The organism is Streptomyces cellostaticus, from assembly GCF_001513965.1.
Classification (GTDB): Bacteria; Actinomycetota; Actinomycetes; order Streptomycetales; family Streptomycetaceae; genus Streptomyces; species Streptomyces cellostaticus.
On sequence record NZ_KQ948027.1, the window covers coordinates 181,805 to 206,367 of the forward strand.

Genomic DNA, 24,563 nt, shown 5'->3' on the forward strand with positions numbered 1-24,563 from the left:
CCTGTCGAATGAGACCGGTGAGGTGATAGGTGGAATCCTAGGGGCCGAAGCGGTGTGTCATCGAGCGGATACGTGTTTGATCTGGAGAATGACACCTCTTTTGAGTGGCTGACCGCCGGACGGCTTGCCAAAGACTCGGGCAAAGCCCCCAGAAGACACCGGAAACCGCTTCGCCCGCTAGCCGTCTGACGACTTGCCACCCGATCGGGGTGCACCCACCGTGGCGCCCGCCTTGACTCCGCCGTCCTTGGACGACGGGGCCTCGAAGGACTCCAACGCTTCCAGGACGTCCTGGACACGGGAGATCTCGGCGTTGATGTCCTCGCGCCGGCGCACCAGGATCTCCAGTTCGCGCTTGCCCTCCTCGACCGTGCGCCGGGCCTCGCGGATCGCCTCGGCCTTCAGCTCCTCGGCCTCCCTGACCAGCGTGGCCTTCTTCAGCTCGGCCTCCTTGAGCAGCCCCTCCGCCTTCTTGACGGCGGCAATGCGGACCTTGCCCGCCTCGGAGTTGGCGTCCGACACCAGCTCCTTGGCCTTCGCCTCCGCCTTGGCCAGCTGCTCCTCGGCGGCCCGGATGAGCGCGTCGCAGCGGTCGCCGGTGGATTTCATCGTCTCGGCGGCCTCGCGGCGGGCCCGCTCGTGCAGCTCCTCGATCTCGGTCGTGATGCGGTCACGCAGCTCCTCCGCGCGCTCCCTTATGGCGGTCGCGTCCCGGCGGGCGCCGACCAGCAGTTCGTCCGCGTCGGTCCGGGCCTTCTCCACCAGCGAGTTGCCCTCGACGGTCGACTCGGAGACGATCCGCTCGGCCTCGCTGCGGGCCGCACCCACCATCGTGTCGGCCTGCGACTCCGCGTCCGCGGTGGTCTTCAGCGCCTGCTGCTGGGCCTCGGTGAGCAGCTTGTCCGCCTCGGCCGTGGTCTCCGTGATGAGCGTGTCGACTTGCTCGGCCGCCTCCGAACGCCGCTTATTGGCGTCCTTGCGGGCCTCGTCCAGGGTCCGCTCGGCCTCCTCGCGCGCGGAGTTGACGAGCCGCTCGGCCTCCGCCTGCGCATCCGCCCTGGTCTGCTCGGCCTCGGCGCGCAGCCGCTCGGCGTGCTGCTGGGCGGAGCCGACCGTCTCGGCGGCCTCGGCGCGCAGCCGCTCGGCCTCGCCGGTGGCGTCCGAGATGAGCTGCTCGGCGCCCGCGCGCGCCTCGGCCCGGACCCGGTCGGCCTCGGCGACGGTCTCCGACTGGAGCCGCTCCGCCTCGGCCAGCGCCTCCGTACGGACCCGCTCGGCCTCCGCGACCGTCTCGTTCTGCAGCCGCTCGGCCTCGCTCCGGGCCTCGGTGATGAGCGTGTCCGCCTGGGTCGCCGCGTCCGAGCGGATGCGGTTGGCGTCCTCGCGGGCGTCCGCCCGGGTGCGCGCCGCGGCCTGGTCGGCCTCGGCCAGCGCGTCCGACGCCTCCGTGCGGACCCGCTGGGCGTACTCGGCCGTGTCCGTGCGCAGCCGCTCGGACTCCGCGATCGCGTCGGCGACCGTACGCTCGGCGAGCGCCTTGGCGGCCTCGGACTCCTCGTTGGACTCCCGCCGGATCCGCGCGGCGTCCTCGCTCGCCCGCTCCCGCTCGGAGTAGGCGTCGGCGCGGACCCGGTCCGCCTCCTCCTCGGCCTCCCTGCGGGCACGGTCCGCCGCGTGCTCGGCGGCCGAGCGCAGCCCGGTGATCTCCTCCTGCGCCTGCTCGTGCAGCCCGGCGACCGAGTCCCGTACCTGCTGGGCGTGGAGCTCGGCGGCGGACACCATCTCGGTGGCGCGCCGGTCGGCCTCCTCGACCAGCCGGACCGCCTCCGCCTGCGCGTCCTCGACCCGCTTGCGCGCCGAGGCCAGCAGCTCCTCGCTCTGCTCGCGGGCCCGCTCGCGCTCCTGGTCGGCCTCGGCCCGCGCGGCACCGAGGAGTTCCTCGGCCTCGCGGCGGCGCCGGGCCGCCTCCTCCTGGGCGGCGGCCAGCGTCTCGGAGGCCTCGGCGCCGAGCCGCTCGGCGGCGGCCTGCGCCTCGGCGCGTACCCGGTCGGCGGTGTCCTGGGCCTCCGCCTTGAGCCGCTCGGCCTCGGCCGCGGCCTCCGAACGCAGCCGTACGGCGAGAGCCTCGCCCTCGGCCCGCGAGGCGGACGCGTCCGACGCGGCCTCCGTGCGCAGCCGGTCGGCCTCGTCCTCGGCCTGCTGCTGGAGCGTACGGATCCGCTCGGCGGCCTCGGCGCGCTGCCGCTCGGTCTCCTCGGCGGCCTCCCGGCGGATCCGGGCCGCCTCCTCGCGGGCGTCGGCGAGCGCCTGCTCGGCCGCGGCCAGCCGCTCCTGGGCCTCGGTCTGCAGCCGGGTCAGGTCCTCGGCGGCCTCGGCACGACGCGCCTCGACCGCCCGCTCGGACTCCTCGCGCAGCTCGCGCGCGGCCTGTTCGGCGTCCGACTTGAGCGCCTCGGCCTGCTCGGCGGCCTCCGCGCGGTGCCGCTCGGCCTCCTTGCGGGTGCGCTCCAGGGTCTCCTCGGCCTGCCGGCGCAGCGTGGTGGCCCGCTCGATGGCCTCGGTGCGAACCTTCTCGCTGTCCGTCGTCGCGGTCTTGCGCAGCTCGTCGGCGTCCGCCTTGGCCTTGGCCAGCAGCTCCTCGGCGGACTTGGCCGCCTCCTCGATCTGCGAGACCGCCTCGCGGCGGGCCTCGGCCCGGATCGACTCGCCCTCGGCGACCGCGTCGGCGCGCAGCTGCTCGGCCTCGCCGCGCAGCCGGCGGGCCTCCTCCTGCAGCTCGACCGTCTTGGCGCGGTACTCCTTGGTGTCGTCCTTCGCCGCGCCCTTGAGCTGCTCGGCGATGTCGTGCGCCTCGGCGCGCAGCCGGTCCGCCTCGGCCTCGGCCTCCGTGCGGATCCGCTCGGCCTCCTCGGCGGCGGCCTTGGTGGTCTTCTTGGCGTCCTCGGACGCCTTGTTGAGGACGTCCTCGGCGGTCCTGGCCGCCTTCGACAGCTGGGTCGCCGTCTCCTCGGCGGTGGCGCTGCGGGCGTTCTCGGAGGCCTCCGCGACGATCTTCTCGGCCTCGGCGCGCGCGTCGGCGACCAGCTGCTCGGCCTCGGACTTGGTGTTCTCGGCCTCCTTGGTGGCCTCTTCGACCAGCCGGGCGACCTGCTCCTTGGCCGTGCGGGTACGGGTCTCGTTGGCGGCCTCGGCGCTCGACAGCGCCTTGGCGGCGGCCTGCTGGGCCTCGGTGACCAGCTTCTCGGCCTCGGACTGCGCCTTGCGCAGCGCCTCCTCGGCCTGCGTCATGCGCTCCTCGGCGGCCCGGCTCAGCTCGGCCGACTGGCGGCGGGCGGCATCCGACTCCGAGGCGGTGCTGGTGCGCAGCTGCTCGGCGTGGTCGGTGGCCTCCTGGGCCTGGGTGGAGGCGGCGTTCAGCAGCCGCTCGGCGTCCGTGCGGGCGCGGCGCAGGATCTGCTCGGCCTCCGCGCGGGCCGCCTCGGCGTCGCTCTGCAGCCGCTCCCGGGCCTGCCGGGTCAGCCGCTCGGCCTCCGTGCGGGCGGTGGTCATGGCCTGCTCGGCCTCGGCGCGGGACTCGTCGAGGAGCCTGCGGGCCTGCGACTCGGTGCGGGCGCGCAGCTGCTCGGCCCACGCCACGTTCTCGTTGACGTGCGACTCGACGGTCTGCCGACGCTCGGCCAGCTCCTGGTCCAGCTGCTGGCGGCGGGTGACCGCCTCCTGGTGCAGCTCGGCCTGGAGCCGGGCGGCCTGCTCGGCGTGCTCCTGGAGGATGCGCTGGGTCTGCGCGCGAGCCTCCGCGGCCATCCGCTCCGCGTCCTGGCGCAGCTGGTCGGCCTGGATCTGGGCATTGCGCAGCAACTGCTCGGCCTGATAGCCGATGTCACCGCCGTCGTAGGCGGGCCGGGTCATCAGGGTGCGGCGCGCCTCGTGCAGCTTGGCGCGCAGCACCTCGACCTGGTAGCCGAGATCCTCGGCGTGCTGGATCGCCTTTTCCCGCTCGGTCTTCAGCCGCTTCATCTCGGCCTCGAACCGAGAGAGGTGGTCGACGTCAGCCGCCGGCTCTCGCTCCTGGCTCTCGTAGCCCCGCACTGCGCGGTCCCATCCGTCCCCTGGTCGCAACCTTCTCCAACGAGCTCCGTCCATCCGCCGAACGGGGCCCCCGGGGAATGGTGTCAGATCAACGGTGGAGCACGGGCTGCTGCCCCGACGCTCGTCCCCCGAAACCCGGACCCCGGCATGCGGCCACCCGGCCTTGCGAGGGCGACCGCCCCCACCCTACCGGCCCTTATGTACGGGGGTCAGTGCTCGGGCGACTCAACAGGGGCCGAAGTGACCAGTTCTGTCAGGACGCCATGGCAGTCCTTCGGGTGCAGGAAGGTGATCCGCGACCCCATGGAACCGATCCGTGGCTCCTCGTACAGAACGCGTACGCCCTTGCCGCGGATCTCCTCGGAGTCCCCGTCCACATCCGCCGTACCGAAGGCGATGTGGTGGACGCCCTCCCCGTTCTTCGCCAGCCACTTGCCGACCGCGGAGTCCTCCCGGGTCGGCTCCAGCAGCTGGAGGTAGGAGGCGCCGCCGTCGGACGTCTCGTTGATCTTGAGCATGGCCTCGCGCACGCCCTGCTCCTCGTTGACCTCGGTGTGGAACACCTCGAAGCCGTACGTGGCCCGGTAGAACTCGATGGTCGCGTCCAGGTCGCGGCAGGCGATCCCGATGTGGTCGATTCGCGTCAGCATGGATTCAGTGCAGCGCTCCGGAGGTGGTTACGCAACGTGCGCGCGATCACACCGAAGGGCCGATGACGGGCGAAGTACTGCTCAGTACATTCGAAGTAAACCCTCGTTCACTCCTCGGCTGTGCAGGCCGGTAAGGGGATCGCAGCTCATGCCTTCTGGAACGACCAGCTCGGTGATCGTCGCGGGCGCGCGCACGCCCATGGGACGACTTCTGGGCTCCCTCAAGTCCTTCTCCGGCGCCGACCTGGGCGGCTTCGCGATCAAGGCCGCCCTCGACCGTGCGGGAATCGGCGGCGACCAGGTGCAGTACGTGATCATGGGCCAGGTGCTCCAGGCAGGGGCGGGGCAGATCCCGGCCCGCCAGGCCGCGGTCAAGGCCGGCATCCCGATGAGCGTCCCGGCGCTCACCGTCAACAAGGTGTGTCTGTCCGGCCTGGACGCGATCGCGCTGGCCGACCAGTTGATCCGCGCCGGCGAGTTCGACATCGTCGTCGCCGGCGGCCAGGAGTCCATGACCAACGCCCCCCACCTGCTGCCGAAGTCCCGCGAGGGCTTCAAGTACGGGGCGGTCGAGATGCTCGACGCCATGGCCTACGACGGCCTGACCGACTCCTTCGAGGGCATCGCCATGGGCGAGTCCACGGAGAAGCACAACACCCGCCTCGGCATCCAGCGCCCCGAGCAGGACGAGATCGCCGCCCTGTCCCACCAGCGCGCCGCCGCCGCGCAGAAGAACGGCATCTTCGAGGCCGAGATCACCCCGATCGAGATCCCGCAGCGCAAGGGCGAGCCCGTCGTCTTCAGCAAGGACGAGGGCATCCGCGGCGACACCACCGTGGAGTCGCTGGGCAAGCTGCGCCCGGCCTTCACCAAGGACGGCACGATCACCGCCGGCACCTCCTCGCAGATCTCGGACGGTGCGGCGGCCGTGGTCGTGATGAGCAAGGCCAAGGCCGAGGAGCTGGGCCTGGAGTGGCTCGCCGAGATCGGCGCGCACGGCAACGTGGCCGGGCCGGACAACTCCCTGCAGTCGCAGCCGTCCAACGCGATCCGGCACGCCCTCAAGAAGGAGGGCCTGGAGGCTGCCGACCTCGACCTCATCGAGATCAACGAGGCCTTCGCCGCGGTTGCCGTGCAGTCAATGAAGGACCTCGGCGTATCCACGGAAAAGGTGAACGTCAACGGTGGCGCCATCGCCCTGGGTCACCCGATCGGTATGTCCGGCGCCCGTCTCGTGCTCCACTTGGCGCTGGAGCTCAAGCGCCGGGGCGGCGGTGTCGGCGCGGCCGCGCTGTGCGGTGGCGGCGGCCAGGGTGACGCGCTCATCGTCCGGGTACCGAAGGCCTGAGTTCTCCCGTACGTCTGTGAAATGAACGGAGCTGTTTGATGCAGGACGTCTCCTCTCTGGTGGCCCAGGCGAGGGAAGGCCGGCCGCGGGCCGTCGCCCGGCTGATCTCCCTGGTGGAGGGGGCGTCCCCACAGCTCAGGGAGGTCATGGCGGCGCTGGCCCCGCTGACCGGCAACGCCTACGTGGTCGGCCTGACCGGCTCGCCCGGCGTCGGCAAGTCCACCTCCACCTCCGCCCTCGTCACGGCCTACCGCAAACAGGGCAAGCGGGTCGGCGTCCTGGCCGTCGACCCGTCCTCGCCGTTCTCCGGCGGCGCCCTGCTCGGCGACCGGGTCCGCATGTCGGACCACGCCTCCGACCCCGGCGTCTACATCCGCTCCATGGCCACGCGCGGCCACCTCGGCGGCCTGGCCTGGTCCGCGCCCCAGGCGATCCGCGTCCTGGACGCGGCGGGCTGCGACGTGATCCTGGTCGAGACGGTCGGCGTCGGCCAGTCGGAGGTGGAGATCGCCTCCCAGGCCGACACGTCGGTGGTCCTCCTGGCCCCGGGCATGGGCGACGGCATCCAGGCGGCGAAGGCCGGAATCCTGGAGATCGGCGACGTGTACGTCGTCAACAAGGCGGACCGGGACGGAGCCGACGCCACCGCCCGCGAGCTGAACCACATGCTGGGCTTCGGAGAGGCCCGCGGCCCCGGGGACTGGCGTCCGCCCATCGTCAAGACGGTCGCGGCCCGCGCCGAGGGCATCGACGAGGTCGTCGAAGCCCTGGAGAAACACCGCGCGTGGATGGAGGAGCACGGCGTCCTCGCCGAGCGCCGTCTGGCCCGCGCCTCCCGCGAGGTGGAGACCATCGCGGTCACGGCCCTGCGCGAACGCATCGGCGACCTGCACGGCGACCGCCACCTCGGCGCACTCGCGGAACGCATCGTGGCGGGCGAACTGGACCCCTACCAGGCCGCGGACGAGCTGGTGGCGGGGCTGACCGAGAGCTGATCCGGCCGTGCCGGAAAACTCCGTGGTCAACCCCGGCCGCCCCCTGCTAGCTTGATCCGCATGTTCCTCTCCTTGGCATAGAGCGCACACCCGCGCCCGCGTACGCAGCCGACGCACGCCCGTCGGCCGACGCGGCGCTCCGGTGTCCCCTCTTCGTGCCTTCAGGTGAGGAACTCGATGATGTCCGCGCCCACTTCGCCGCGCGCTGCCCTGCCCACGCGGCCCTCGTACGCCGCCGTCCTGCGCGTCCCGCACGCGCGCCGCACCTTCGCCGCCGCGCTGACGGCACGCCTGTCCTACGGGACGGTCTCGCTCGCGGTGATGCTGTCCGTCACCCGGGCCACCGGGTCCTACGCCGTCTCCGGGGCCGTGATGTCCCTGTTCGGCGCCACGACGGTCTTCCTGATGCCCCTGCGGGCGTCCTTCATCGACCGGTACGGCCCGCGCCGTGCCCTGCTCCCCATGGCGGGGCTCTACGGCACCCTGCTGTGCGCCCTGGCCGCCCTGACCTGGCGACCCGGGGCACCGGCGGCGGCCATCGCCACGGCGGCGGCCCTCGCGGGCGCCTGCGCGCCCCCGCTGGGCCCCACCATGCGCGCCCTGTGGTCCGAACTGGTCGCTGACCGGCGCCTGTTGTCGCGCGCCTACAGCCTGGACGGCGTCGCCGAGGAACTGCTGTACGTCTCCGGTCCGGCCCTGATCGGCGTGCTCGTGGGCTTCGCGCCGCTGGCCTCGGGCATCCTGCTCAGCGCGCTGCTGATCGTCTCCGGTACGGGTGCCTTCGTCACCTCGCCGGCGATGCCCGGCCCGCGCCCCGTGCCTCGCAGGGAGAAGCGCTCCGGTGTCCGTGGCCTCCTGCCCCCGGTCGCCGTCGCCGCGGGCGTCGGTCTGGCCCTCAGCGGCATCGACCTGCTGGTGCTCGCCTTCGTCGCCGAGCGCTCCTACGACGCGGCGCTGGTGCCGTGGGTCCTGGGCGCGCTCTCGGCGGGCAGCGCGGTGGGCGGCCTGGCCAACGGGGCGATCGACTGGCGCCGGCCCGCCCGCGTACGGCTGGCCGGGTTCGCGGCGGGTCTCGGCCTGGTGATCGCCGCGGCGGGCCTCGCCCCCGGCCTGTGGACGCTCACGGCGGCCATGGCCTGCGCGGGAGCGTTCATCGCCCCGGCGCTGACGACGGCGTACCTGCTGGCCGACGAGACGGCGCCGCAGGACTCCCGCACCCAGGCCGGAGCCTGGGTGAACGCCGCGGTCAACGCGGGCGGTTCGACCGGCGCCCTCGCCACGGGTCTGCTGATCGGCCGACTACCGCTGGGAGTGTGCTTCCTGCTGGCGGGTGGGACCGCACTCGCAGCGGCCGCAGCTGCGGGCAGTCGTGCCGCTGGGACCGCACTCGCAGCGGCACCCCGTTAACGCCGGGCTGCGCGACCCACCCCCGCCCAGCTGCGACTCCCTGAGGTTCTCAGCGAGCCTCAGGGACGCCCCCGCTGCCCCCTGAGGTGCTCAGCAATGGGCTTCAGCCCTTTGTCCAGCTCCGTCAGCGCCTCGGGCGACAGCAGATCGATGAAGTGCCGCCGCACCGATGCGACATGGTGCGGCGCCACCTTCTTCATCGTCTCCAGGCCGTGCTCGGTCAGCACCGCGTACAGCCCCCGCCGGTCGGACTCGCAGTTCTCCCGGCGCACCAGATTCGCGTTCTCCATCCGCGTGATCTGGTGCGAGAGCCGGCTCTTGGACTGGAGGGTCGCCGAGGCCAGATCGCTCATCCGCATCCGTACGTCGTCCGACTCGGACAGATTTACGAGGATCTCGTAGTCGTTCATTGTCAGGTTGAACGGCTGCAGATCCTTTTCGAGCTGGTACGTCAACAGCCTGTTGACCTCCAGGTGGGTGCGCCAGGCGCACTGCTCCGCATCGGTCAGCCAGCGCGTGGCCGTCTCGGTCTCCATGAATGAAGTCTACCTAAGAAGTTGAATGATGAACTACTTCGGGTGGTGTGACAGTGCGCACGCGTTCGACGTCACACTCCGCAGACTACCGCTCACAGCCCGAAGCGACGCTGGAGGTCCCCCAGCTGTCCGGGAAGGCGCGGTGCGCCCGACGATTGCGGACCGTGTCCGCCCGGTGCCGCTCCGCCACCGCCGGGCACTCCCGGCTCCGCCGGAATCGCCCCCGTGTCCGGTTCGGCCATGAGGGTCTCGCTGGACTGCAGCAGGACCGTCCCGGCGCCCACGAACTCGAACTGATGCTCCTCGCCGGAGACCCCGCCGAGGCCCGTCATTGCACGTAGACCGCCCATGACACCCGTCAGGTACCCGTGGTCGTAGTGATGACAGGGTGACGGGCAGTCGGCCCACCCCACCAGTGCCTGCGGGTCCACCCGGATCGGAGGTTCCATGAACACCACCGGACCGTTAGATGCAGCCACAAACTTTCCGGTTCCGATAAGGGTCAGAAAACCCGGCACGATCGACTGCTTGAGCGCGAGACTTGGCTGAAAAGCAAGCAGATTGCCCGCGCGAATGGTCAAGTTCCCGTCGTCCAGGTCGTAGGAGTTGACGTCGAAGGCCCGGTCGGCCAGCAGCATCTTGCCCGAGCCCTCCGCCACGACCCAGTCGCTCGCGTGCAGAGGCGAATGGAACGACGTACGGACAAGTCGGTCGAGTCGCCCGTGTCCGATGCCGTTGAACTCGATCGCCCCGTAGTAGGCGATCATCTTCCCCTTCTGCAGGAACCACTGCCCGCTCTTGAGCTCGACGCAGAACGTGTACTTGTTCACGTTGTCGTCGGCGGGCAGCGTCATCGGGTCGTACACCACCGGGCCGCCGGGGGTTCCGTACGCGCTCACAGCTTCTCCTCCGAGGCCTGGACGTACACCGTGCCGCTGCCGCTGAGCTCCAGCTGGAACGCCTCGCCGGAGCCGCGGCCCACCATGTCGCGCCAGCCGAGCGCGCTGGACAGCTTGTTGCGGACCTCGCCGTGGTGGGCGACGTACGCCTGCGGGTCCACATGGACCGGGCGCTGCGGTGTGATCGGGATCTCGAAGACGCCGCCGTGCGCCATCACGGCCACGGCCCCCTGTCCCTGGAGGGTGGTGGTGAACAGTCCCTGCCCGGTGACCTGCCCCCGCACCAGGCCCATGACGCCGCCCTGCGAGCCCATGAACATCGTGCCCTGCCGCAGGGTGCCCTCGAAGGCGAGCAGCCGGTCGGCCTCGACGTACAGGGTGTCGCCGGAGAGGTGGATGACGTGCACGTGGTGGCCGCCGTGTCCGAAGAAGACGGTGCCGCTGCCCTCGACGGTCATCAGCGGGGTCGCCTCGCCGGCCACCCGCCGCCCGAGCATGGACATCAGGCCGCCCTGGCCGCCCTGGAGGCTGGGCGTGAAGGACACGTCCCCGTTGTAGGCGAGCATCGCCCCGCGCTGGCTGAACAGCCGCTGCCCGGGCAGCACGGTCGCCTCGACCATCTTGGAGTTGATCTCCCGGAAGCTCATCTCACAGGTCCCCCGCGATCGTGTTCCGCTCGCTCGGCTGCACATAGACCAGCCCGTCGCCCTCGAAGCGGATCTGGAAGGCCTCGCCGCCGCCCTCCCCGAAGAACGTGCGGAACGTCACACCGGACTGGAAGGACTGCCGTACGTTTCCCTGGTGGGCGATGTACGCGCCCGGGTCGACGATCAGCGGGTACTGCGGGCTGACCCGGAGCACCACGGCCGGGCCGTCCGACATGATGGCGGCCTGCCCGTGCCCCTCGACGGTCGTGGTGAACAGTCCGTTGCCCTGCGAGGCGCCGCGCAGCCCCGTGAACGTCGTGCCCGTCCTCAGCCCCGCGTCGGTCGCGAGGAGATTGCTCGACTCCACGAAGAGCTTGTCCCCCTGGAGCTGCACGAGATTGATCTCCGAGGCGCGGTCCGCGAACCAGCAGGTCCCCTGCCCTCTCACCTCCATCACCGTCATCTGCTCGCCGGTGAGCCGCCGGGTCACCATCCCGCGCAGCCCCTCGCCGCCACCACTCAGCTTCTTGAAGGCCATCTGCCCGTCGTACGCGACCATCGAGCCGTTCTTCGCCTTCACGGCGTCCCCGGTCATGTCGACGGCGAGCACCTTGCTCCCTTGGAGTCGGAACATCGCCACGCAGCGAAAGTAGCGGCGACGCGGGTGGACGGAACAGGCCCCACGGGTGGAGAGCGACCCTGAGCGGACCCCTACGGGCGCCGTTTGCCACAATGGGCAACGCTTGTGCTTCCGTTCACAAAGCGGATCACCGGCGATCACGAAGCGACCGCGCCCTCAGCGACTCCCACCGAAGGTGACCCGTGGACCTCAAGACAGCATCCGCCATCCGCCGCCTCCGTCTGATCTCCGTGCCGGAGGGCATCTCCTGGATCATTCTGGCGACCTGCACGATCATCAAGTACACGGTCGCCTCGGGCTTCGACGTCGCTCCGGTGCTGGGCCCGATCCACGGCGTGCTGTTCATCCTCTACGTGATCTTCTGGGCGGACGCCTGGAACCGCACCAAGTGGGCCAAGGGCAAGGCCGCCCTCTACTTCTCCTACTCGATCATTCCCGGCGGCGGCTTCATCATCGAGCGCACGCTGCGCCGCGAGGCCGAGGACGCCGTCATCGCGGCCCGCGCCCGCAAGGAAGGGGTCGTGAACGCATGATCGTCGCCTTCTCCGTGACGCCCCTGGGCGTCGGCGAGGACGTGGGGGAGTACGTCGCCGACGCCGTCCGGGTCGTCCGCGAGTCGGGCCTGCCTCACCGCACCGACGCCATGTTCACCTCCGTCGAGGGGGAGTGGGACGAGGTCATGGACGTCGTCAAGCGCGCCGTCGCCGTCGTCGAGGAGCGTGCTCCGCGCGTGTCCCTCGTCCTCAAGGCCGACATCCGGCCCGGCGTGAGCGACGGGCTCACCTCCAAGGTCGAGACCGTCGAGCGGCACCTGGCGCCGTAGCGCCGGCCACCTCGCGGTGAACCCCGGTCCTGAAGGGCCGGGGTTTCCTCAAGCCCTTTCTTTGAGCGGTCGCTCAAAGAGATGTACTTTCCCTCGCAGACAGTTTGAGCCGTCGCTCAAACGCCACTCTGACGTGGGGGAAACCATGGGTCTCTACATAGAGACACATATCCGCGCCGACCTGGACGACATCTGGGCGCGCACCCAGGACCCCTCCCAGCACCAGCGCTGGGACCTGCGGTTCACCGAGATCGACTACCTCCCGCGCGCGGAGGGCGAGACGCAGCGCTTCCGGTACGCCGCGCGCGTGCTGCCGTTCCTCACCGTTTCCGGCACCGGAGTCGCCGCGGGCGAGAAGGAGCGCCCCGACGGCACCCGCACCTCCGCCCTGCGCTTCGCCTCCCCGCACCCGCTCTCCCTGCTCGCCGAGGGCAGCGGCTACTGGCGCTACGTGCCCGACGCGCACGGCGTCCGCTTCCTCACCGGCTACGACTACCGTCCCCGCTGGGGCGCCTTCGGCGCGGTCGCCGACCGGCTGGTGTTCCGGCCGCTGATGGGCTGGGCGACCGCCTGGTCCTTCGACCGGCTGCGGCTGTGGCTGGAGCGGGGCATCACCCCCGAGCGGTCCCTGGCCAACTGGCTGGCCGAACTGGCGGTCCGCGCGCTGGTGCTCGCCGTGTGCTGCACGGGTCTGGGGCTGGAGTCCGTCATCCGCGTCTTCGGCCGGTTCGCGGCCACCGTGGCCTACCTGTGCCCGCTGCTGCTGATGGTCGCGATGTCGCTCGCCCTCCTCAAGGCCCCGCTCGCCTGCACCCCGGCCGCCCGCCGCTGCCTGCGCGCCCCGCTCACCCAGGTGCGCACACCCCGTGTCCTGCGCACCCTGGAGAAGCACCCGTGACCGCCACGCCCTCGATGTTCCGCACCGTGATGGGCGACGCCTTCGACCGCCTCCACCCCCAGCTCCAGCGCCGGTTCTCGGTGGGCCTGGCGAGCGGGGAGGCCTGCACCGGCCGGGGCGTCATGCACCGGATCTGGCACGGCCCGGCGTTCGTGAAGCCGTTCCTGGCCCTCGGCGCCGCCCGCAACATCCTCGTTCCACAGGCCGGCCGCGACATCCCCTTCGTCATCGAGAACGTGCCGTACGCCGACACCTACGGCCGTGAGACGGTGACCTTCGTGCGCACCTTCGACCTGCCCGGCCGGCCCCGCCGCTTCGACGCCCAGATGGTGCTCAGCCCCAAGGGCGACCGCATCCTCGACTACCTGGGCACCCACCAGCACCTCGCCAGCGAGCTCCACTTCGGCGCCGAGCCCGACGGCTCGCTGCTGATCCGCTCCGGTGAGCACCGCTTCCGGGAGGGCCCGGTGGACGTCCGCGTACCCGCACTCATCGGTGCCACGGCCGAGGTGCGCGAGTCCTACGACGACACGGCCGGCCGCTTCCGCATCCGGGTGAGCGTGGTGAACCGCTACGTCGGGCCGCTCTTCGGCTACGAGGGCTCCTTCACGGCGTCGTACAGGAACATCCGCTCCTGCGGGGTACGGCCCGGACTGCGCCCGGTGCGGGAGGAGGCGCGCGCATGAGCGCGGAGACGGCGAAGTCCCTGGAGACGAAGAACAAACTCCTCGAGGGCGCCCTGCGCACGCTCACCGAGCAGGGCATCGCCAAGACATCGGCCCGTACGGTCGCGTCGGCGGCCGGGGTCAACCAGGCGCTGGTCTTCTACCACTTCGGATCTGTGGACGAGCTGCTCGCGGCCGCCTGCCGCTACGGCGCCGAGCAGGCCGTGGCCAGGTACCGCACCCGGCTCGCCGCCGTCGGCTGCCTCTCCGAACTCCTCGCCGTCGGCCGCGAGATCCACGAGCAGGAACGGGCCGGCGGCCATGTGGCCCTGCTCGGCCAGCTCCTGGCCGGCGCCCAGACCCATGCCGCGCTGGGCCCGGCCACGGCCGCCGGGCTCGACCTGTGGATCGCCGAGATCGAGCAGGTGCTGCGCCGGGTCCTCGCGGCGACCCCTTTAGCCGAGTTCGCCGACCCGGCCGGACTCGCCCGCGCCGTCGCCGTCTCCTTCGTCGGCATCGAGCTGTACGAGGGTGTCGACGAAACCGGCGCCCACGCGGCCCTGGACGCCCTCGAACACCTCGGCGCGCTGGTCGCGGCCCTGGAGGAACTGGGCCCGGTCGCCCAGCGAGCGGTCCGCCACCACTTGCGCAGGCGCTCCGCTTGAAGCAGTTCCCCGCGCCCGTTCAGGGCGCTGCCGCCAATGCCATCCCCAGCGGTGTCCGTTCGTACAGCACCTGGTGTCCGTAGCGTCGTGCGGTCAGCAGGCCCGCGTCCCGCAGGACCGTCAGGTGCGCCGACACCGACGAGGGGGCGAGCCGCAGGCGGTGGGCCAGGGCGGTGGTGGTCGCGGGTTCCCCGAGTGCGGCCAGTACGGCGGCGCGGTTGGGACCGAGCAGCCGTACGAGCGCCTGCGGGGTCCGCTCGGCGGGCTCGGCCCACAGCCCGGCGATGCCCCGGGCGGGGTAGACGACCGTGGGCTGCCACGGGGGCTCGAAGCCCGTGATCACGTCGGGCCAGGAGAACACGCTCGGCATCAGCACCAGGCCCTGGCCACCGAGGTCGCGCGCGTACTCGCTCTGTCGCGCGAGCGTCAGCGTGCGGCCGGTCCAGGACAGCCGCGCGTCGAGTTCCGGCAGCAGGGTGCCGAGTCCCACCTCGGCCAGCCGCCGCGAGTGGAAGGCCACATCCGCCTCCAGCAGCGCCCGCAGCCGCGGCCACTCCGGCTCGACCAGCACCTGCCAGGCCTCCTGCATCGCGTCCGCCAGCTCCCGCACCATCCGCGCCGGATCCGCGAGCCAGGCCCGGCCGTACGCCGACTCCAGGGCGCCCGGGGTGCAGGCGAGCGAGCGGGCGGTGTCGTCCCGGGCCGCATCGGGATCGGCCCCGCGTACGGCCGCGATCTCCTCCTCGAAGGTGGCCGCAGGACCGATCGGCGGCGGGCCGAGCCAGTCGGGGGAGTGCCCCCGCCGGGGCATCAGCAGCCACAGCGGCGTCAGGTCCAGCCCCGCCGCGGCCGTACGGATCCGGCGCAGCCAGGGCACGTGATAGCCGTGCCGGTCGGGCCGCTTCAGCGTACGCACCGCCTCCTGCGTCTCCCACAGCGGCGACACGGCGAACCGGCAGCGCAGGAAGTCGTCCTCACCGAAGCGGAGACGTGAGACCACGGCGATCCCCTCGGCCGGGACGGAGGAGGTCCATCGAACCTGGAACATTCGGCCTGAGCCGAAACTCTACGCCGCCCGGCGCCGGTGCGGGCACGCTGCCCGCCATGTCCGCATCGTCTGAGGTCACGGCGCCCGCGCGCGCCGGATACGGCCGCGTCCTCGCCATACCCGAGTTCCGGGCCGTCTTCGCCGCCCACATTCTGTCCATGCTCGGCCTGATCGTCAGTGAGATCGCGCTGTCCGTCCTCGTCTACGACCTCACCCGCTCGCCCCTGATGAGCGCCCTCACCTTCGCACTCGGTTTCCTGCCCTACGCCGTCGGCGGCACCCTGCTCGCCTCGGTCGCCGACCGCTTCCCGGCCCGGCGGGTGCTGGTGACCTGCGACCTGGTGTGTGCGGGGTGCGTGGCGCTGATGGTGGCCCCGGGCACGGACATCGGCGTCCTGCTCGCGTTGCGCTGCTGCCTCGCCGTCGTCGCGCCGGTGTTCTCCGGCACGCGTATGGCGACCCTCGCGGACGTCCTCGGCGACGGCGAGCCGTTCGTGCTGGGCCGCTCCCTGCTGCGGATCGTCGCGCAGAGCGCGCTGCTCGTCGGATACGGCCTCGGCGGTCTGCTCCTCACGGTCGTCAGCCCGCGGCACGCGCTGCTGATCACCGTCGCCACCTTCCTCACCTCGGCCACGCTGCTGCGCTTCGGCACCCGCCGCCGCCCCGCCCGCGGGGGGCAGGCGGGAGCCCCCCTCCCCGGTGCCCGCCGCCTGCTCGCCGACCGGCGCATCCGGGTCCTGCTCCTCCTCTTCTGGATGCCCGCGATGTTCTCCGTGGTCCCCGAGGCGCTGGCCGCGCCCTACGCCGACACGCTCGGCGCCGGATCCACCGGCCTGGGGCTGCTGATGTGCGCACTGCCCGTCGGCACGGTGGCCGGCGAGCTGTACGCCGGGGCGCGGCTCGGCCCCGGGACCCGGGAGCGGATCGCGCTGCCGCTGCTCTGCCTGACCCTGCTGCCCTACCTCGGCTACGCGCTCCACCCCGGCCTCGCGCTCTCCCTGCTGCTCCTGCTGCTGTCCGGGGCGGGATCGGCGTACACCCTGGGCCTGGACCAGTGGTTCGTCCGGGCTGTACCCGAGGAACTGCGCGGGCGGGCCATGACCGTGCTCAGCGCGGGGCTGATGACGATCCAGGGCGTCGGGATGGCGCTGGCGGGGGTCGCGGCCCAGGTCATGGGGGTGCGGGCGGCCGTCGCGGGGGCCGGTGTACTCGGCGTCCTGTGCTGCGGCGGGCTCGCCCTGGCCTGCCGGGCGACCGAAACCCGAGACAGGGCTGAACGGGATATGACCGGCGGGTAGGGTCTGATGACGTGCCGAAGCCTCTCAGCCTTCCCTTCGACCCCATCGCCCGTGCCGACGAGCTCTGGAAGCAGCGCTGGGGAAACGTGCCCTCGATGGCCGCGATCACCTCGATCATGCGGGCGCAGCAGATCCTGTTGGCCGAGGTCGACGCGGTGGTCAAGCCGTACGGCCTGACCTTCGCGCGCTACGAGGCGCTGGTGCTGCTCACCTTCTCCAAGGCCGGCGAGCTGCCGATGTCCAAGATCGGCGAGCGGCTGATGGTGCACCCCACGTCCGTGACGAACACCGTCGACCGGCTGGTGAAGTCCGGCCTGGTGGCCAAGCGCCCCAACCCCAACGACGGCCGCGGCACCCTCGCCGTCATCACCGACAAGGGCCGCGAGGTGGTCGACGCGGCCACCCGCGACCTGATGGCGATGGACTTCGGCCTCGGGGTCTACGACGCCGAGGAGTGCGCGGAGATCTTCGCGATGCTGCGCCCACTGCGGATCTCGGCACACGATTTCGACGAGGAGTGACCCGGGGCAAGATCTCCCGGAACGGGTGGTTACGCTCGACGGCATGAAGAAGAGCGTGCTGACCCGCTACCGCGTCATGGCCTACACCACCGGTGTGCTGCTGGTCCTGCTGACCCTGGGCGTGATCGCCAAGTACGGGATTCACCTCGACGGAGCGGACAAGTTCACCACTTTCGTCGGTATTGCGCACGGCTGGCTGTACGTCGTCTACCTGGTCTTCGCCTTCGACCTGGGCTCCAAGGCGAAGTGGCCGGTCGGCAAGCAGTTGTGGGTGTTGCTCGCAGGAACGATTCCGACGGCTGCGTTCTTCGTCGAGCGCAAGGTCAGCCGGGAGCTGGAGGCCAGGGCCGCCGAGCGGGCCCCGGCCGTCGCCAAGGCATAGGTTCCACCGCCGTACGGCACTCGTACGGCGGTTGCCCATCGACATTTACTAGGACGTCCAAGTAAATTTGATGGCATGGACGCTCACGCCATCGAGGAGGGCCGCCGACGCTGGCAGGCCCGATACGACGCCGCGCGCAAGCGCGACGCAGACTTCACCACGCTCTCCGGTGATCCCGTGGAGCCGGTGTACGGGCCCCGACCGGGGGATACGTACGAGGGATTCGAGCGGATCGGCTGGCCCGGGGAGTACCCCTTCACGCGCGGGCTCTATCCGACCGGCTACCGCGGGCGTACCTGGACGATCCGGCAGTTCGCCGGGTTCGGCAACGCCGAGCAGACCAACGAGCGGTACAAGATGATCCTCGCCGCGGGCGGCGGGGGTCTGTCCGTGGCCTTCGACATGCCGACGCTCATGGGGCGGGACTCGGATGATCCGCGCTCGCTCGGCGAAGTCGGGCACTGCGGGGTGGCCATCGACTCCGCCGCCGACATGGAGGTCCTGTTCAAGGACATCCCGCTCGGGGACGTCACGACGTCGATGACGATCAGCGGGCCCGCCGTTCCCGTCTTCTGCATGTATCTCGTCGCCGCCGAGCGGCAGGGTGTGGATCCGGGGGTGCTCAACGGGACCCTCCAGACCGACATCTTCAAGGAGTACATCGCCCAGAAGGAGTGGCTCTTCCAGCCCGAGCCGCACCTGCGCCTCATCGGCGACCTCATGGAGCACTGCGCGGCCGGCATCCCTGCTTACAAGCCGTTGTCCGTCTCCGGCTACCACATCCGGGAGGCGGGATCGACGGCCGCGCAGGAGCTGGCGTACACGCTCGCGGACGGGTTCGGGTACGTCGAGCTGGGGCTCTCACGTGGGCTGGACGTGGACGTGTTCGCGCCCGGCCTGTCCTTCTTCTTCGACGCTCACGTCGACTTCTTCGAGGAGATCGCCAAGTTCCGTGCGGCGCGGCGCATCTGGGCCCGCTGGATGCGGGACGTCTACGGCGCGAAGAGCGAGAAGGCGCAGTGGCTGCGGTTCCACACGCAGACCGCGGGTGTGTCGCTGACCGCGCAGCAGCCGTACAACAACGTGGTGCGTACGGCCGTGGAGGCGCTGGCCGCGGTGCTCGGCGGGACCAACTCGCTGCACACCAACGCCCTGGACGAGACCCTCGCGCTGCCGAGTGAGCAGGCGGCGGAGATCGCGCTGCGCACGCAGCAGGTGCTGATGGAGGAGACCGGGGTCGCCGGCGTGGCGGATCCGCTGGGCGGTTCGTGGTACGTCGAGCAGCTGACGGACCGGATCGAGGCGGACGCGGAGAAGATCTTCGAGCAGATCAAGGAGCGGGGGCTCAGGGCGCACCCCGACGGGCGGCACCCGATCGGACCGGTCACCTCCGGGATCCTGCGCGGGATCGAGGACGGGTGGTTCACCGGGGAGATCGCGGAGTCGGCCTTCCGGTACCAGCAGTCTTTGGAGAAGGGTGAGAAGAGGGTGGTGGGCGTCAACGTCCACACCGGGTCGGTCACCGGGGATCTGGAGATCCTGCGGGTCAGCCATGAAGTGGAGCGGGAGCAGGTCCGGGTGCTCGCCGAGCGGAAGGCGGCGCGTGACGAGGCTGCGGTGCGCTCCGCGCTGGACAGGATGCTGGCCGCTGCGCGGGACGGCTCCAACATGATCGAGCCGATGCTGGAGGCTGTGCGGGCCGAGGCGACGCTGGGCGAGATCTGTGGAGTGCTGCGGGACGAGTGGGGGGTGTACACGGAGCCTGCGGGGTTCTAGGCGCCGTTGGCAGGGGCGGACCTCCCAGGAGCTCCGCCCCCTGGACCCCCGGCCTGTGCCCCCCCTCCCCCACGCTCGGCTGCGCTCGCGCGGGGGGACCCCCATCCCGACTCGGTGGGCTCTACGGCGATGTCAGGCCCGTCAGCAGCACCCTGGTGAAGCTCCGTACCCACTCCTCGTCCGCCGGCTTGCCGCTCACCAGGGTGCGGTGGACCACCGCTCCCGCGACCATGTCGAAGATCAGGTCCCCCGTGCGGGCGGACTCCGCGGGGTCGGGTTCCGGCGGGAGTTCGCCGCGGCGCTGGGCCCGTGCGCGGCCCAACAGGACCAGGCGCATCTGGCGCTCCACGATCGACGCGCGGATGCGCTCGCGCAGCGCGTCGTCCCGGGTCGACTCCGCGACCACGGCCATCAGGCCGCTGCGGGCCTCCGGGCGGTCCAGGATCGCCGCGAACTGCAGGACCACACCCTCGATGTCGGCGGCCAGGCTGCCGCGGTCGGGCAGTTCCAGCTCGTCGAAGAGTTCGGCGACCGCGTCCACCACCAGCTCGTGCTTGCCGGCCCAGCGGCGGTAGAGCGTCGTCTTTGCAACCCCCGCCCGTGTCGCCACGTCTCCCAGCGTGAGCCTGGACCAGCCCAGCTCCACCAGCGCCTGGCGCGTGGCCGCCAGGATCGCGGCGTCCGCGGCCGCGCTGCGCGGGCGTCCGGTACGGCTGGCGGGGGTGCGGCTCTGCATCCCATGACCATAAACCGGCCGTTCCTGTGGCGTCGTGAGGGAGATCACCGGGGTGTGGTGTCGCGGGGACCCCGCATGGCATTACGCTACGGGTCGTAGCGAAAGCTCGCGAGGGACGTACGCGAGCGACGACCACCGGCGTGGGGTGGGGACCCGGCGCCATCCACGCTTTTTCCTTCATGCGCGGGATCGGGGGAGGATAGACGCATGCAGCCACGGAACATGTCCATGAGCGGCGTCGTCGACCTCGCCGCGGTGAAGGCGGCCCAGGACGCCAAGGCCAAGGCCGAGCAGACGCGCGCCGAAACCGCCCGGCAGGGCGGGGCGGGGGCCGTCTCCCCGGCCGATCTCGTCATCGACGTCGATGAGGCGGGATTCGAGCGCGATGTCCTGCAGCGCTCCGCCGAAGTGCCCGTCGTCATCGACTTCTGGGCCGAGTGGTGTCAGCCCTGCAAGCAGCTGAGCCCGGTCCTGGAGCGGCTGGCCGTCGAGTACAACGGGCGCTTCCTGCTCGCCAAGATCGACGTCGACGCCAACCAGATGTTGATGCAGCAGTTCGGGGTGCAGGGGATCCCGGCTGTCTTCGCCGTTGTCGCCGGGCAGGCGCTGCCGCTCTTCCAGGGGGCCGCCGGCGAACAGCAGATCCGGCAGACCCTGGACCAGCTGGTGCAGGTCGCCGAGGAGCGTTTCGGTCTGACCGGCCTGACCGTCGACCCGGACGCGCAGCCGGGCGGCGACGTGCAGGAGGCGGTGCCGGCCGGACCGTACGACGCCCTGCTGGAGGCCGCCGTCCAGGCGCTGGACGCGGGAGACCTGGGCGGTGCCGTCCAGGCGTACCAGAACGTGCTGAGTGACGACCCGGCCAACACGGAGGCCAAGCTGGGTCTCGCGCAGGCGGAGTTGCTCCAGCGGGTGCAGGGCGCGGACCCGCAGCAGGTGCGCAAGGAGGCGGCCGAGAAGCCGGCCGACGTCGACGCGCAGATCGCCGCCGCCGACCTCGACCTGGTGGGCGGTCATGTCGAGGACGCCTTCGGGCGGCTCATCGAGACCGTGCAGCGCACGGCGGGTGACGACCGGGACACGGTGCGGCGCCGGCTGCTGGAGCTGTTCGAGGTCGTGGGCCCCGAGGATCCGCGGGTGGTTGGGGCGCGCCGGGCGCTGGCGCGGGCGTTGTTCTGACCAGTCGCTAAACGCCACGGCTTGTGTTGCCGGGGTGAAAGATTTGCCGACGAGACGTCAGGGCGACTGCGCTTTACCAAATCTTGGTAATCGCGGTCGCTGTTACTCGGAGTAAATCAGAGCCGTTGATCTGTCTGGTTTCGTCCAGGGATCAACGGCTTTGCTCTGCCCCTGGACGCCACCGAGTGTGCTGCACCGAGACCGCTGGGTCGTTGTTCGGTTATCCGGCCGTTACTAGCGAGTAACGAACCCCCTTGTGTCCGGCGCGAGAATGCACCACGATCGGCGACGCTCGGTCCATTCCCGCACCCCGGCAACCGGTCGGGTCACGGGAGACTCAGGGTCCCCACCGAGCAGAGCCGGCGGCAGTGGCGCCGGCTCTAGGGCAGGGGGGTCTTCGCCGTACGGCGAAGCCTGTCCAGAAGGTTGTGCGTGATGCGTGTCAGGCGCGACCAGTGGTTGTCGCTCGGGGGTGATCGCCGGTGATTCGGGCGCGGTTCGTGCCTCCGAGTGCAGGCGCTCTCCTTCCCGAGGACGTAGCACTTCTCCCATCCCTGCCTGGCTGAGCCGCCGACTGGGGCGAGTCCGGGCCAGGAGATGTACGTCCGAGAAGGAGGAAATATGGAGTCCCAGGTGCGTGGCGGGACCAGATGGAAGCGGTTCGCTGTGGTCATGGTGCCCAGCGTTGCCGCCACGGCGTGTATAGGTGTGGCCCTCGCACAGGGCGCTCTCGCCGCTTCGTTCAGTGTTTCGGGTCAGTCGTTCAAGGTGACGGCGCAGACGCTCCACGGCGAGGGCTTCTCGCAGTACGGGGCGATCGACCAGGGCTACACCATGTCCGGCGGCAAGGCGCTTCACCCTGTCGCGGTCTCGGCCTTCAAGTCGGCCCGGATCCAGAAGATGTGCCAGTCGGTCGTCACCCCGGACATCCCGATCCTCGGGGATGTCACGCTGCGGCTGGAGGCGGGTGACAGCTCCGACCAGGACAAGCAGGTCCACGCCGACAACCTGTACATCGACGTCGAGGACCTGCAGGCCGACGCCACCTTCCACAACATCGACATCGGTGTGGCCGCCAAGGACGCCAGCAAGGGTCCGGGCATGAAGGGCAACGGTGAGCAGGCCAACCCGTTCGGCTTCGCCCAGCAGGCGGACTCGGCGGACCTGAGCAATGTGAAGCAGACGGCGTGGGCGACCACCGCCGGAACCTTCAAGCTCAGCGGTCTGCACATGTCGCTGCACAAGGGCAGCGGCGCAGGAATCGAGTGCTACTAGTCACTCGCTGACGGGCGGGGGAGCCGGTGGCGCCCCCGCCCGTCCCCACTTCGGCCGCGTCTTCACGCGCGGCACACATCACCACCACAGCAACGCCGCACCAGGGAGCTGTTTTCGATGAGCGCCGAGACCCCTGCCGCCGCATCCGGCCAGTTCACCCGCCGGAGGCAGCAGTTCCGCGCCTGGCGGGGCGACCGTCCGTTCTGGGCCGGTCTGTACGTCCTGCTCAGCGGCCTTCCGATCATCTACTTCCCGTACTTCCACCTCCAGGTGGGTCACCTGACCCTGGCGATGGCGACCACAGCGGGAGCGGGATCCCTGATCATCGGCGTGCTGCTCATCGTGCTGGGCATCAGCCTCTGGTTCCAGAAGCACGTACGCACGTTCGCGGGAGTCGCCGCGATCCTGCTGGCGCTGGTGTCCCTCCCCGTGTCCAACTTCGGCGGCTTCATCATGGGCTTCCTGCTCGCCCTCGTCGGCGGAGCGATGGCCGTGGCGTGGGTGCCGGGCGCGCCGCCGCAGCCGGAGCCGCCGGCCGGGCCCGGCCCGGGTGAGGGCGCCGCCCCCGAAGCCGCACCGCTGCCGCCGCAGGCCGCGGACGGGGTGAGCAAGTCGTACGACCTGTCAGGAACGAGCCCGGCCAACGAGGCGAACGGGAGGCACAGTGCCGGCTGACGAGGTGGCCTGCGGGACCGACGTGGACGGGTCCCGTATCAGAACCGGGCCACGCCACGCGGCACCCAAGAAGCCGCTGTTCACCAGGTTCCACATGCCGGCCGGCAAGGCGATAGCCTCCGTGGCGATGCCCACGGCGGTCCTCATGGGCATGGGCTTCACATCGAGCCTCGCCCTCGCCGACAACGGTGGCACGTCGACGTCCAACAGCCAGAAGGCCGCGGAGTACAAGGACTGCGTCAAGACGCTGGACGGCTCCAAGGACGCCTCGGCCTCGCCCTCGCCGTCCGCGAGCGAGTCCACCGGCACGCCCACGCCGACCCCCACGGCCTCGGCCGACGGCAAGGACGCCAAGGACACCACGACGGATTCGGGCAAGACCTCTTCGCCGGATTCAGGTTCCGGCGACAAGGCCACGCCCAAGCCGACGCCGTCCTCCGGCTCGGGCTCCGGCTCGGGTTCGTCGGACTCCGGCAGCGGAGACACGGCCACGCCGACCCCGTCGGCGACCCAGAGCAGCGGTGGCGGCCTGCTGGACACCATCGGGACCACGATCGGTGACATCCTCACCGGCGGCAGCAAGGACTCCGGCACGTCCGCGAGTCCGACGCCGTCCGCGTCCCCGTCGTCCTCGTCGGGTACGTCGTCCTCCTCCGGCAAGGACGGATCCACCGGCAAGGCCGGATCCTCCGACACCGTCAAGGACACCGTCACCAAGGCCGCCGAGAAGGCCACGGACACCGTGAAGGACACCACCGACACGGTTTCCAAGACCGCCGAGGACACCACCAAGACGGTCAAGGACACGGCCGGGTCGGCCACGCCCAGCCCCTCCGCGAGCTCCACGACGTCCGCGGCCGACTGTCCGGCCGCCACGGACGACGAGAGCGGTGTCGACAACAAGGTGCCGGTGGCGGACGACCCCTGGTACCTGAACGCCAGCTCGCTGACCCTGAAGGGCGCCGATTACCAGGGCATCGTCGAGGTGAAGACGGCCGACGGCACCAAGAAGAAGGTGCTGAAGTACGTCATCTCCGGCGGGACCGACATAGGTGACCTGCACCAGACGGTCAACGACAAGCAGTCCGGCAAGGTCTACCACGTGCAGGCGTCCAAGGGCTCGACGTCCACGATCCGCGACGGCGACACCGTGATGTACACCCAGAGCATCTCGGGCAACCTGTTCGGCCTGATCCCGGTGACGTTCAGCCCGGACAGCCCGCCCCCGCTCAACATCCCGCTGATCTACTTCACCCACGTGAAGGTGGTCCAGGCAGCCCAGTTCGGCGGATCGCTGCACGTGCCCGGCATGCACGTGTACACCACCGACTGAGCGGCCGCACAAGCCCGTTCGGGAGCCGCAACAGACTGAGGGCGCCCCCTGGTTCCAGGGGGCGCCCTCAGCGCCGTA

General features: G+C 70.9%; 24 protein-coding genes. 16 read left to right on the forward strand and 8 right to left on the reverse strand.

The window, feature by feature from the left end:
• Positions 1 to 177 precede the first annotated feature (177 nt).
• Both scy and mce read right to left on the reverse strand, forming a co-directional pair.
• On the reverse strand, positions 178 to 4,089 hold the full coding sequence (gene scy, locus AQI88_RS24485; RefSeq protein ID WP_067003072.1) for a polarized growth protein Scy: 3,912 nt from the start codon (positions 4,087 to 4,089) through the stop codon (positions 178 to 180).
• 209 nt (positions 4,090 to 4,298) lie between these two features.
• Entirely contained in the window at positions 4,299 to 4,739 is a 441-nt protein-coding gene (gene mce, locus AQI88_RS24490) for a methylmalonyl-CoA epimerase (protein ID WP_067003074.1), read from the reverse strand.
• 148 nt (positions 4,740 to 4,887) lie between these two features.
• On the opposite strand from mce, the gene AQI88_RS24495 reads away from it, so the two are divergent.
• The 3 genes from AQI88_RS24495 (at position 4,888) to AQI88_RS24505 (ending at position 8,489) form a co-directional block, all read left to right on the forward strand.
• Positions 4,888 to 6,087 (forward strand): acetyl-CoA C-acetyltransferase, encoded by a 1,200-nt coding sequence (locus AQI88_RS24495; protein WP_067003076.1) that lies wholly within the window; start codon positions 4,888 to 4,890, stop codon positions 6,085 to 6,087.
• A 38-nt stretch (positions 6,088 to 6,125) separates the two neighbouring features.
• Positions 6,126 to 7,082: a methylmalonyl Co-A mutase-associated GTPase MeaB gene (gene meaB / locus AQI88_RS24500; protein ID WP_067003078.1), complete on the forward strand. Its 957-nt coding sequence runs from the start codon at positions 6,126 to 6,128 to the stop codon at positions 7,080 to 7,082.
• Positions 7,083 to 7,262: 180 nt separating this feature from the next.
• Entirely contained in the window at positions 7,263 to 8,489 is a 1,227-nt protein-coding gene (locus tag AQI88_RS24505; RefSeq protein ID WP_067003202.1) for an MFS transporter, read from the forward strand.
• Between the two features lie 59 nt (positions 8,490 to 8,548).
• Here the strand turns inward: AQI88_RS24505 and AQI88_RS24510 are convergent, their stop codons facing one another.
• From AQI88_RS24510 to AQI88_RS24525, 4 genes are all read right to left on the reverse strand, one after another.
• A complete protein-coding gene (locus AQI88_RS24510) occupies positions 8,549 to 9,025 on the reverse strand; it encodes a MarR family winged helix-turn-helix transcriptional regulator (RefSeq protein WP_067003080.1) in 477 nt (158 codons plus the stop codon).
• A gap of 92 nt (positions 9,026 to 9,117) precedes the next feature.
• Entirely contained in the window at positions 9,118 to 9,924 is an 807-nt protein-coding gene (locus tag AQI88_RS24515) for an AIM24 family protein (RefSeq protein ID WP_067003082.1), read from the reverse strand.
• A complete protein-coding gene (locus AQI88_RS24520) occupies positions 9,921 to 10,571 on the reverse strand; it encodes an AIM24 family protein (protein ID WP_067003084.1) in 651 nt (216 codons plus the stop codon). The genes AQI88_RS24515 and AQI88_RS24520 overlap by 4 nt, the downstream gene beginning before the upstream one ends.
• A gap of 1 nt (position 10,572) precedes the next feature.
• Entirely contained in the window at positions 10,573 to 11,205 is a 633-nt protein-coding gene (locus tag AQI88_RS24525) for an AIM24 family protein (RefSeq protein ID WP_067003204.1), read from the reverse strand.
• A 188-nt stretch (positions 11,206 to 11,393) separates the two neighbouring features.
• Between AQI88_RS24525 and AQI88_RS24530 the strand changes: the two genes are divergently transcribed.
• The 5 genes from AQI88_RS24530 to AQI88_RS24550 all read left to right on the forward strand — a co-directional run bounded on the left by AQI88_RS24530 (position 11,394) and on the right by AQI88_RS24550 (position 14,262).
• The gene (locus AQI88_RS24530; protein ID WP_067003086.1) at positions 11,394 to 11,744 is read left to right on the forward strand and encodes a DUF3817 domain-containing protein; all 351 of its coding nucleotides are present in this window, start codon (positions 11,394 to 11,396) and stop codon (positions 11,742 to 11,744) included.
• A complete protein-coding gene (locus AQI88_RS24535; protein WP_067003088.1) occupies positions 11,741 to 12,034 on the forward strand; it encodes an MTH1187 family thiamine-binding protein in 294 nt (97 codons plus the stop codon). Before AQI88_RS24530 ends, AQI88_RS24535 begins: the two co-directional genes overlap by 4 nt.
• A gap of 145 nt (positions 12,035 to 12,179) precedes the next feature.
• Entirely contained in the window at positions 12,180 to 12,932 is a 753-nt protein-coding gene (locus AQI88_RS24540; protein WP_067003090.1) for a hypothetical protein, read from the forward strand.
• A 29-nt stretch (positions 12,933 to 12,961) separates the two neighbouring features.
• Positions 12,962 to 13,618: a DUF4166 domain-containing protein gene (locus tag AQI88_RS24545; protein WP_208615890.1), complete on the forward strand. Its 657-nt coding sequence runs from the start codon at positions 12,962 to 12,964 to the stop codon at positions 13,616 to 13,618.
• On the forward strand, positions 13,615 to 14,262 hold the full coding sequence (locus tag AQI88_RS24550) for a TetR/AcrR family transcriptional regulator (RefSeq protein WP_067003093.1): 648 nt from the start codon (positions 13,615 to 13,617) through the stop codon (positions 14,260 to 14,262). Before AQI88_RS24545 ends, AQI88_RS24550 begins: the two co-directional genes overlap by 4 nt.
• Before the next feature lie 19 nt (positions 14,263 to 14,281).
• On the opposite strand, the gene AQI88_RS24555 is transcribed toward AQI88_RS24550, so the two are convergent.
• A complete protein-coding gene (locus AQI88_RS24555; protein ID WP_067003208.1) occupies positions 14,282 to 15,262 on the reverse strand; it encodes an ArsR/SmtB family transcription factor in 981 nt (326 codons plus the stop codon).
• Between the two features lie 104 nt (positions 15,263 to 15,366).
• Between AQI88_RS24555 and AQI88_RS24560 the strand changes: the two genes are divergently transcribed.
• The 4 genes from AQI88_RS24560 to icmA all read left to right on the forward strand — a co-directional run bounded on the left by AQI88_RS24560 (position 15,367) and on the right by icmA (position 19,287).
• Complete coding sequence (locus AQI88_RS24560; protein WP_067003095.1) at positions 15,367 to 16,608, forward strand: MFS transporter; 1,242 nt, start codon at positions 15,367 to 15,369, stop codon at positions 16,606 to 16,608.
• Positions 16,609 to 16,619: 11 nt separating this feature from the next.
• Entirely contained in the window at positions 16,620 to 17,129 is a 510-nt protein-coding gene (locus AQI88_RS24565; protein ID WP_067003098.1) for a MarR family winged helix-turn-helix transcriptional regulator, read from the forward strand.
• 43 nt (positions 17,130 to 17,172) lie between these two features.
• Positions 17,173 to 17,511, forward strand: a complete 339-nt coding sequence (locus tag AQI88_RS24570) for a DUF3817 domain-containing protein (RefSeq protein WP_067003210.1) — start codon at positions 17,173 to 17,175, stop codon at positions 17,509 to 17,511.
• A gap of 75 nt (positions 17,512 to 17,586) precedes the next feature.
• Complete coding sequence (gene icmA / locus AQI88_RS24575) at positions 17,587 to 19,287, forward strand: coenzyme B12-dependent isobutyryl-CoA mutase large subunit (RefSeq protein ID WP_067003100.1); 1,701 nt, start codon at positions 17,587 to 17,589, stop codon at positions 19,285 to 19,287.
• Between the two features lie 121 nt (positions 19,288 to 19,408).
• Here icmA and AQI88_RS24580 read toward each other — a convergent pair whose 3' ends face one another.
• A complete protein-coding gene (locus AQI88_RS24580; protein ID WP_067003102.1) occupies positions 19,409 to 20,023 on the reverse strand; it encodes a TetR/AcrR family transcriptional regulator in 615 nt (204 codons plus the stop codon).
• A 207-nt stretch (positions 20,024 to 20,230) separates the two neighbouring features.
• On the opposite strand from AQI88_RS24580, the gene AQI88_RS24585 reads away from it, so the two are divergent.
• From AQI88_RS24585 to AQI88_RS24600, 4 genes are all read left to right on the forward strand, one after another.
• Positions 20,231 to 21,202 carry a tetratricopeptide repeat protein gene (locus AQI88_RS24585; RefSeq protein WP_067003104.1) on the forward strand — a complete coding sequence of 324 codons (972 nt, stop codon included), beginning with the start codon at positions 20,231 to 20,233 and terminating at the stop codon, positions 21,200 to 21,202.
• Between the two features lie 621 nt (positions 21,203 to 21,823).
• On the forward strand, positions 21,824 to 22,477 hold the full coding sequence (locus tag AQI88_RS24590; protein ID WP_067003106.1) for a DUF6230 family protein: 654 nt from the start codon (positions 21,824 to 21,826) through the stop codon (positions 22,475 to 22,477).
• A gap of 117 nt (positions 22,478 to 22,594) precedes the next feature.
• Positions 22,595 to 23,152: a DUF6114 domain-containing protein gene (locus AQI88_RS24595; RefSeq protein WP_067003108.1), complete on the forward strand. Its 558-nt coding sequence runs from the start codon at positions 22,595 to 22,597 to the stop codon at positions 23,150 to 23,152.
• On the forward strand, positions 23,142 to 24,485 hold the full coding sequence (locus AQI88_RS24600; RefSeq protein ID WP_208615886.1) for a hypothetical protein: 1,344 nt from the start codon (positions 23,142 to 23,144) through the stop codon (positions 24,483 to 24,485). Before AQI88_RS24595 ends, AQI88_RS24600 begins: the two co-directional genes overlap by 11 nt.
• Positions 24,486 to 24,563: the final 78 nt, after the last annotated feature.

What these genes read in the sequence shown, in the direction of transcription:
- mce (WP_067003074.1), bottom strand. Translation starts at nt 4,739, where the DNA reads ATGCTGACGCGAATCGACCACATCGGGATCGCCTGCCGCGACCTGGAC.
- AQI88_RS24495 (WP_067003076.1), top strand. Translation starts at nt 4,888, where the DNA reads ATGCCTTCTGGAACGACCAGCTCGGTGATCGTCGCGGGCGCGCGCACG.
- meaB (WP_067003078.1), top strand. Translation starts at nt 6,126, where the DNA reads ATGCAGGACGTCTCCTCTCTGGTGGCCCAGGCGAGGGAAGGCCGGCCG.
- AQI88_RS24505 (WP_067003202.1), top strand. Translation starts at nt 7,263, where the DNA reads ATGTCCGCGCCCACTTCGCCGCGCGCTGCCCTGCCCACGCGGCCCTCG.
- AQI88_RS24510 (WP_067003080.1), bottom strand. Translation starts at nt 9,025, where the DNA reads ATGGAGACCGAGACGGCCACGCGCTGGCTGACCGATGCGGAGCAGTGC.
- AQI88_RS24520 (WP_067003084.1), bottom strand. Translation starts at nt 10,571, where the DNA reads ATGAGCTTCCGGGAGATCAACTCCAAGATGGTCGAGGCGACCGTGCTG.
- AQI88_RS24525 (WP_067003204.1), bottom strand. Translation starts at nt 11,205, where the DNA reads ATGTTCCGACTCCAAGGGAGCAAGGTGCTCGCCGTCGACATGACCGGG.
- AQI88_RS24535 (WP_067003088.1), top strand. Translation starts at nt 11,741, where the DNA reads ATGATCGTCGCCTTCTCCGTGACGCCCCTGGGCGTCGGCGAGGACGTG.
- AQI88_RS24540 (WP_067003090.1), top strand. Translation starts at nt 12,180, where the DNA reads ATGGGTCTCTACATAGAGACACATATCCGCGCCGACCTGGACGACATC.
- AQI88_RS24545 (WP_208615890.1), top strand. Translation starts at nt 12,962, where the DNA reads ATGGGCGACGCCTTCGACCGCCTCCACCCCCAGCTCCAGCGCCGGTTC.
- AQI88_RS24550 (WP_067003093.1), top strand. Translation starts at nt 13,615, where the DNA reads ATGAGCGCGGAGACGGCGAAGTCCCTGGAGACGAAGAACAAACTCCTC.
- AQI88_RS24560 (WP_067003095.1), top strand. Translation starts at nt 15,367, where the DNA reads ATGTCCGCATCGTCTGAGGTCACGGCGCCCGCGCGCGCCGGATACGGC.
- AQI88_RS24570 (WP_067003210.1), top strand. Translation starts at nt 17,173, where the DNA reads ATGAAGAAGAGCGTGCTGACCCGCTACCGCGTCATGGCCTACACCACC.
- icmA (WP_067003100.1), top strand. Translation starts at nt 17,587, where the DNA reads ATGGACGCTCACGCCATCGAGGAGGGCCGCCGACGCTGGCAGGCCCGA.
- AQI88_RS24580 (WP_067003102.1), bottom strand. Translation starts at nt 20,023, where the DNA reads ATGCAGAGCCGCACCCCCGCCAGCCGTACCGGACGCCCGCGCAGCGCG.
- AQI88_RS24585 (WP_067003104.1), top strand. Translation starts at nt 20,231, where the DNA reads ATGCAGCCACGGAACATGTCCATGAGCGGCGTCGTCGACCTCGCCGCG.
- AQI88_RS24590 (WP_067003106.1), top strand. Translation starts at nt 21,824, where the DNA reads ATGGAGTCCCAGGTGCGTGGCGGGACCAGATGGAAGCGGTTCGCTGTG.
- AQI88_RS24595 (WP_067003108.1), top strand. Translation starts at nt 22,595, where the DNA reads ATGAGCGCCGAGACCCCTGCCGCCGCATCCGGCCAGTTCACCCGCCGG.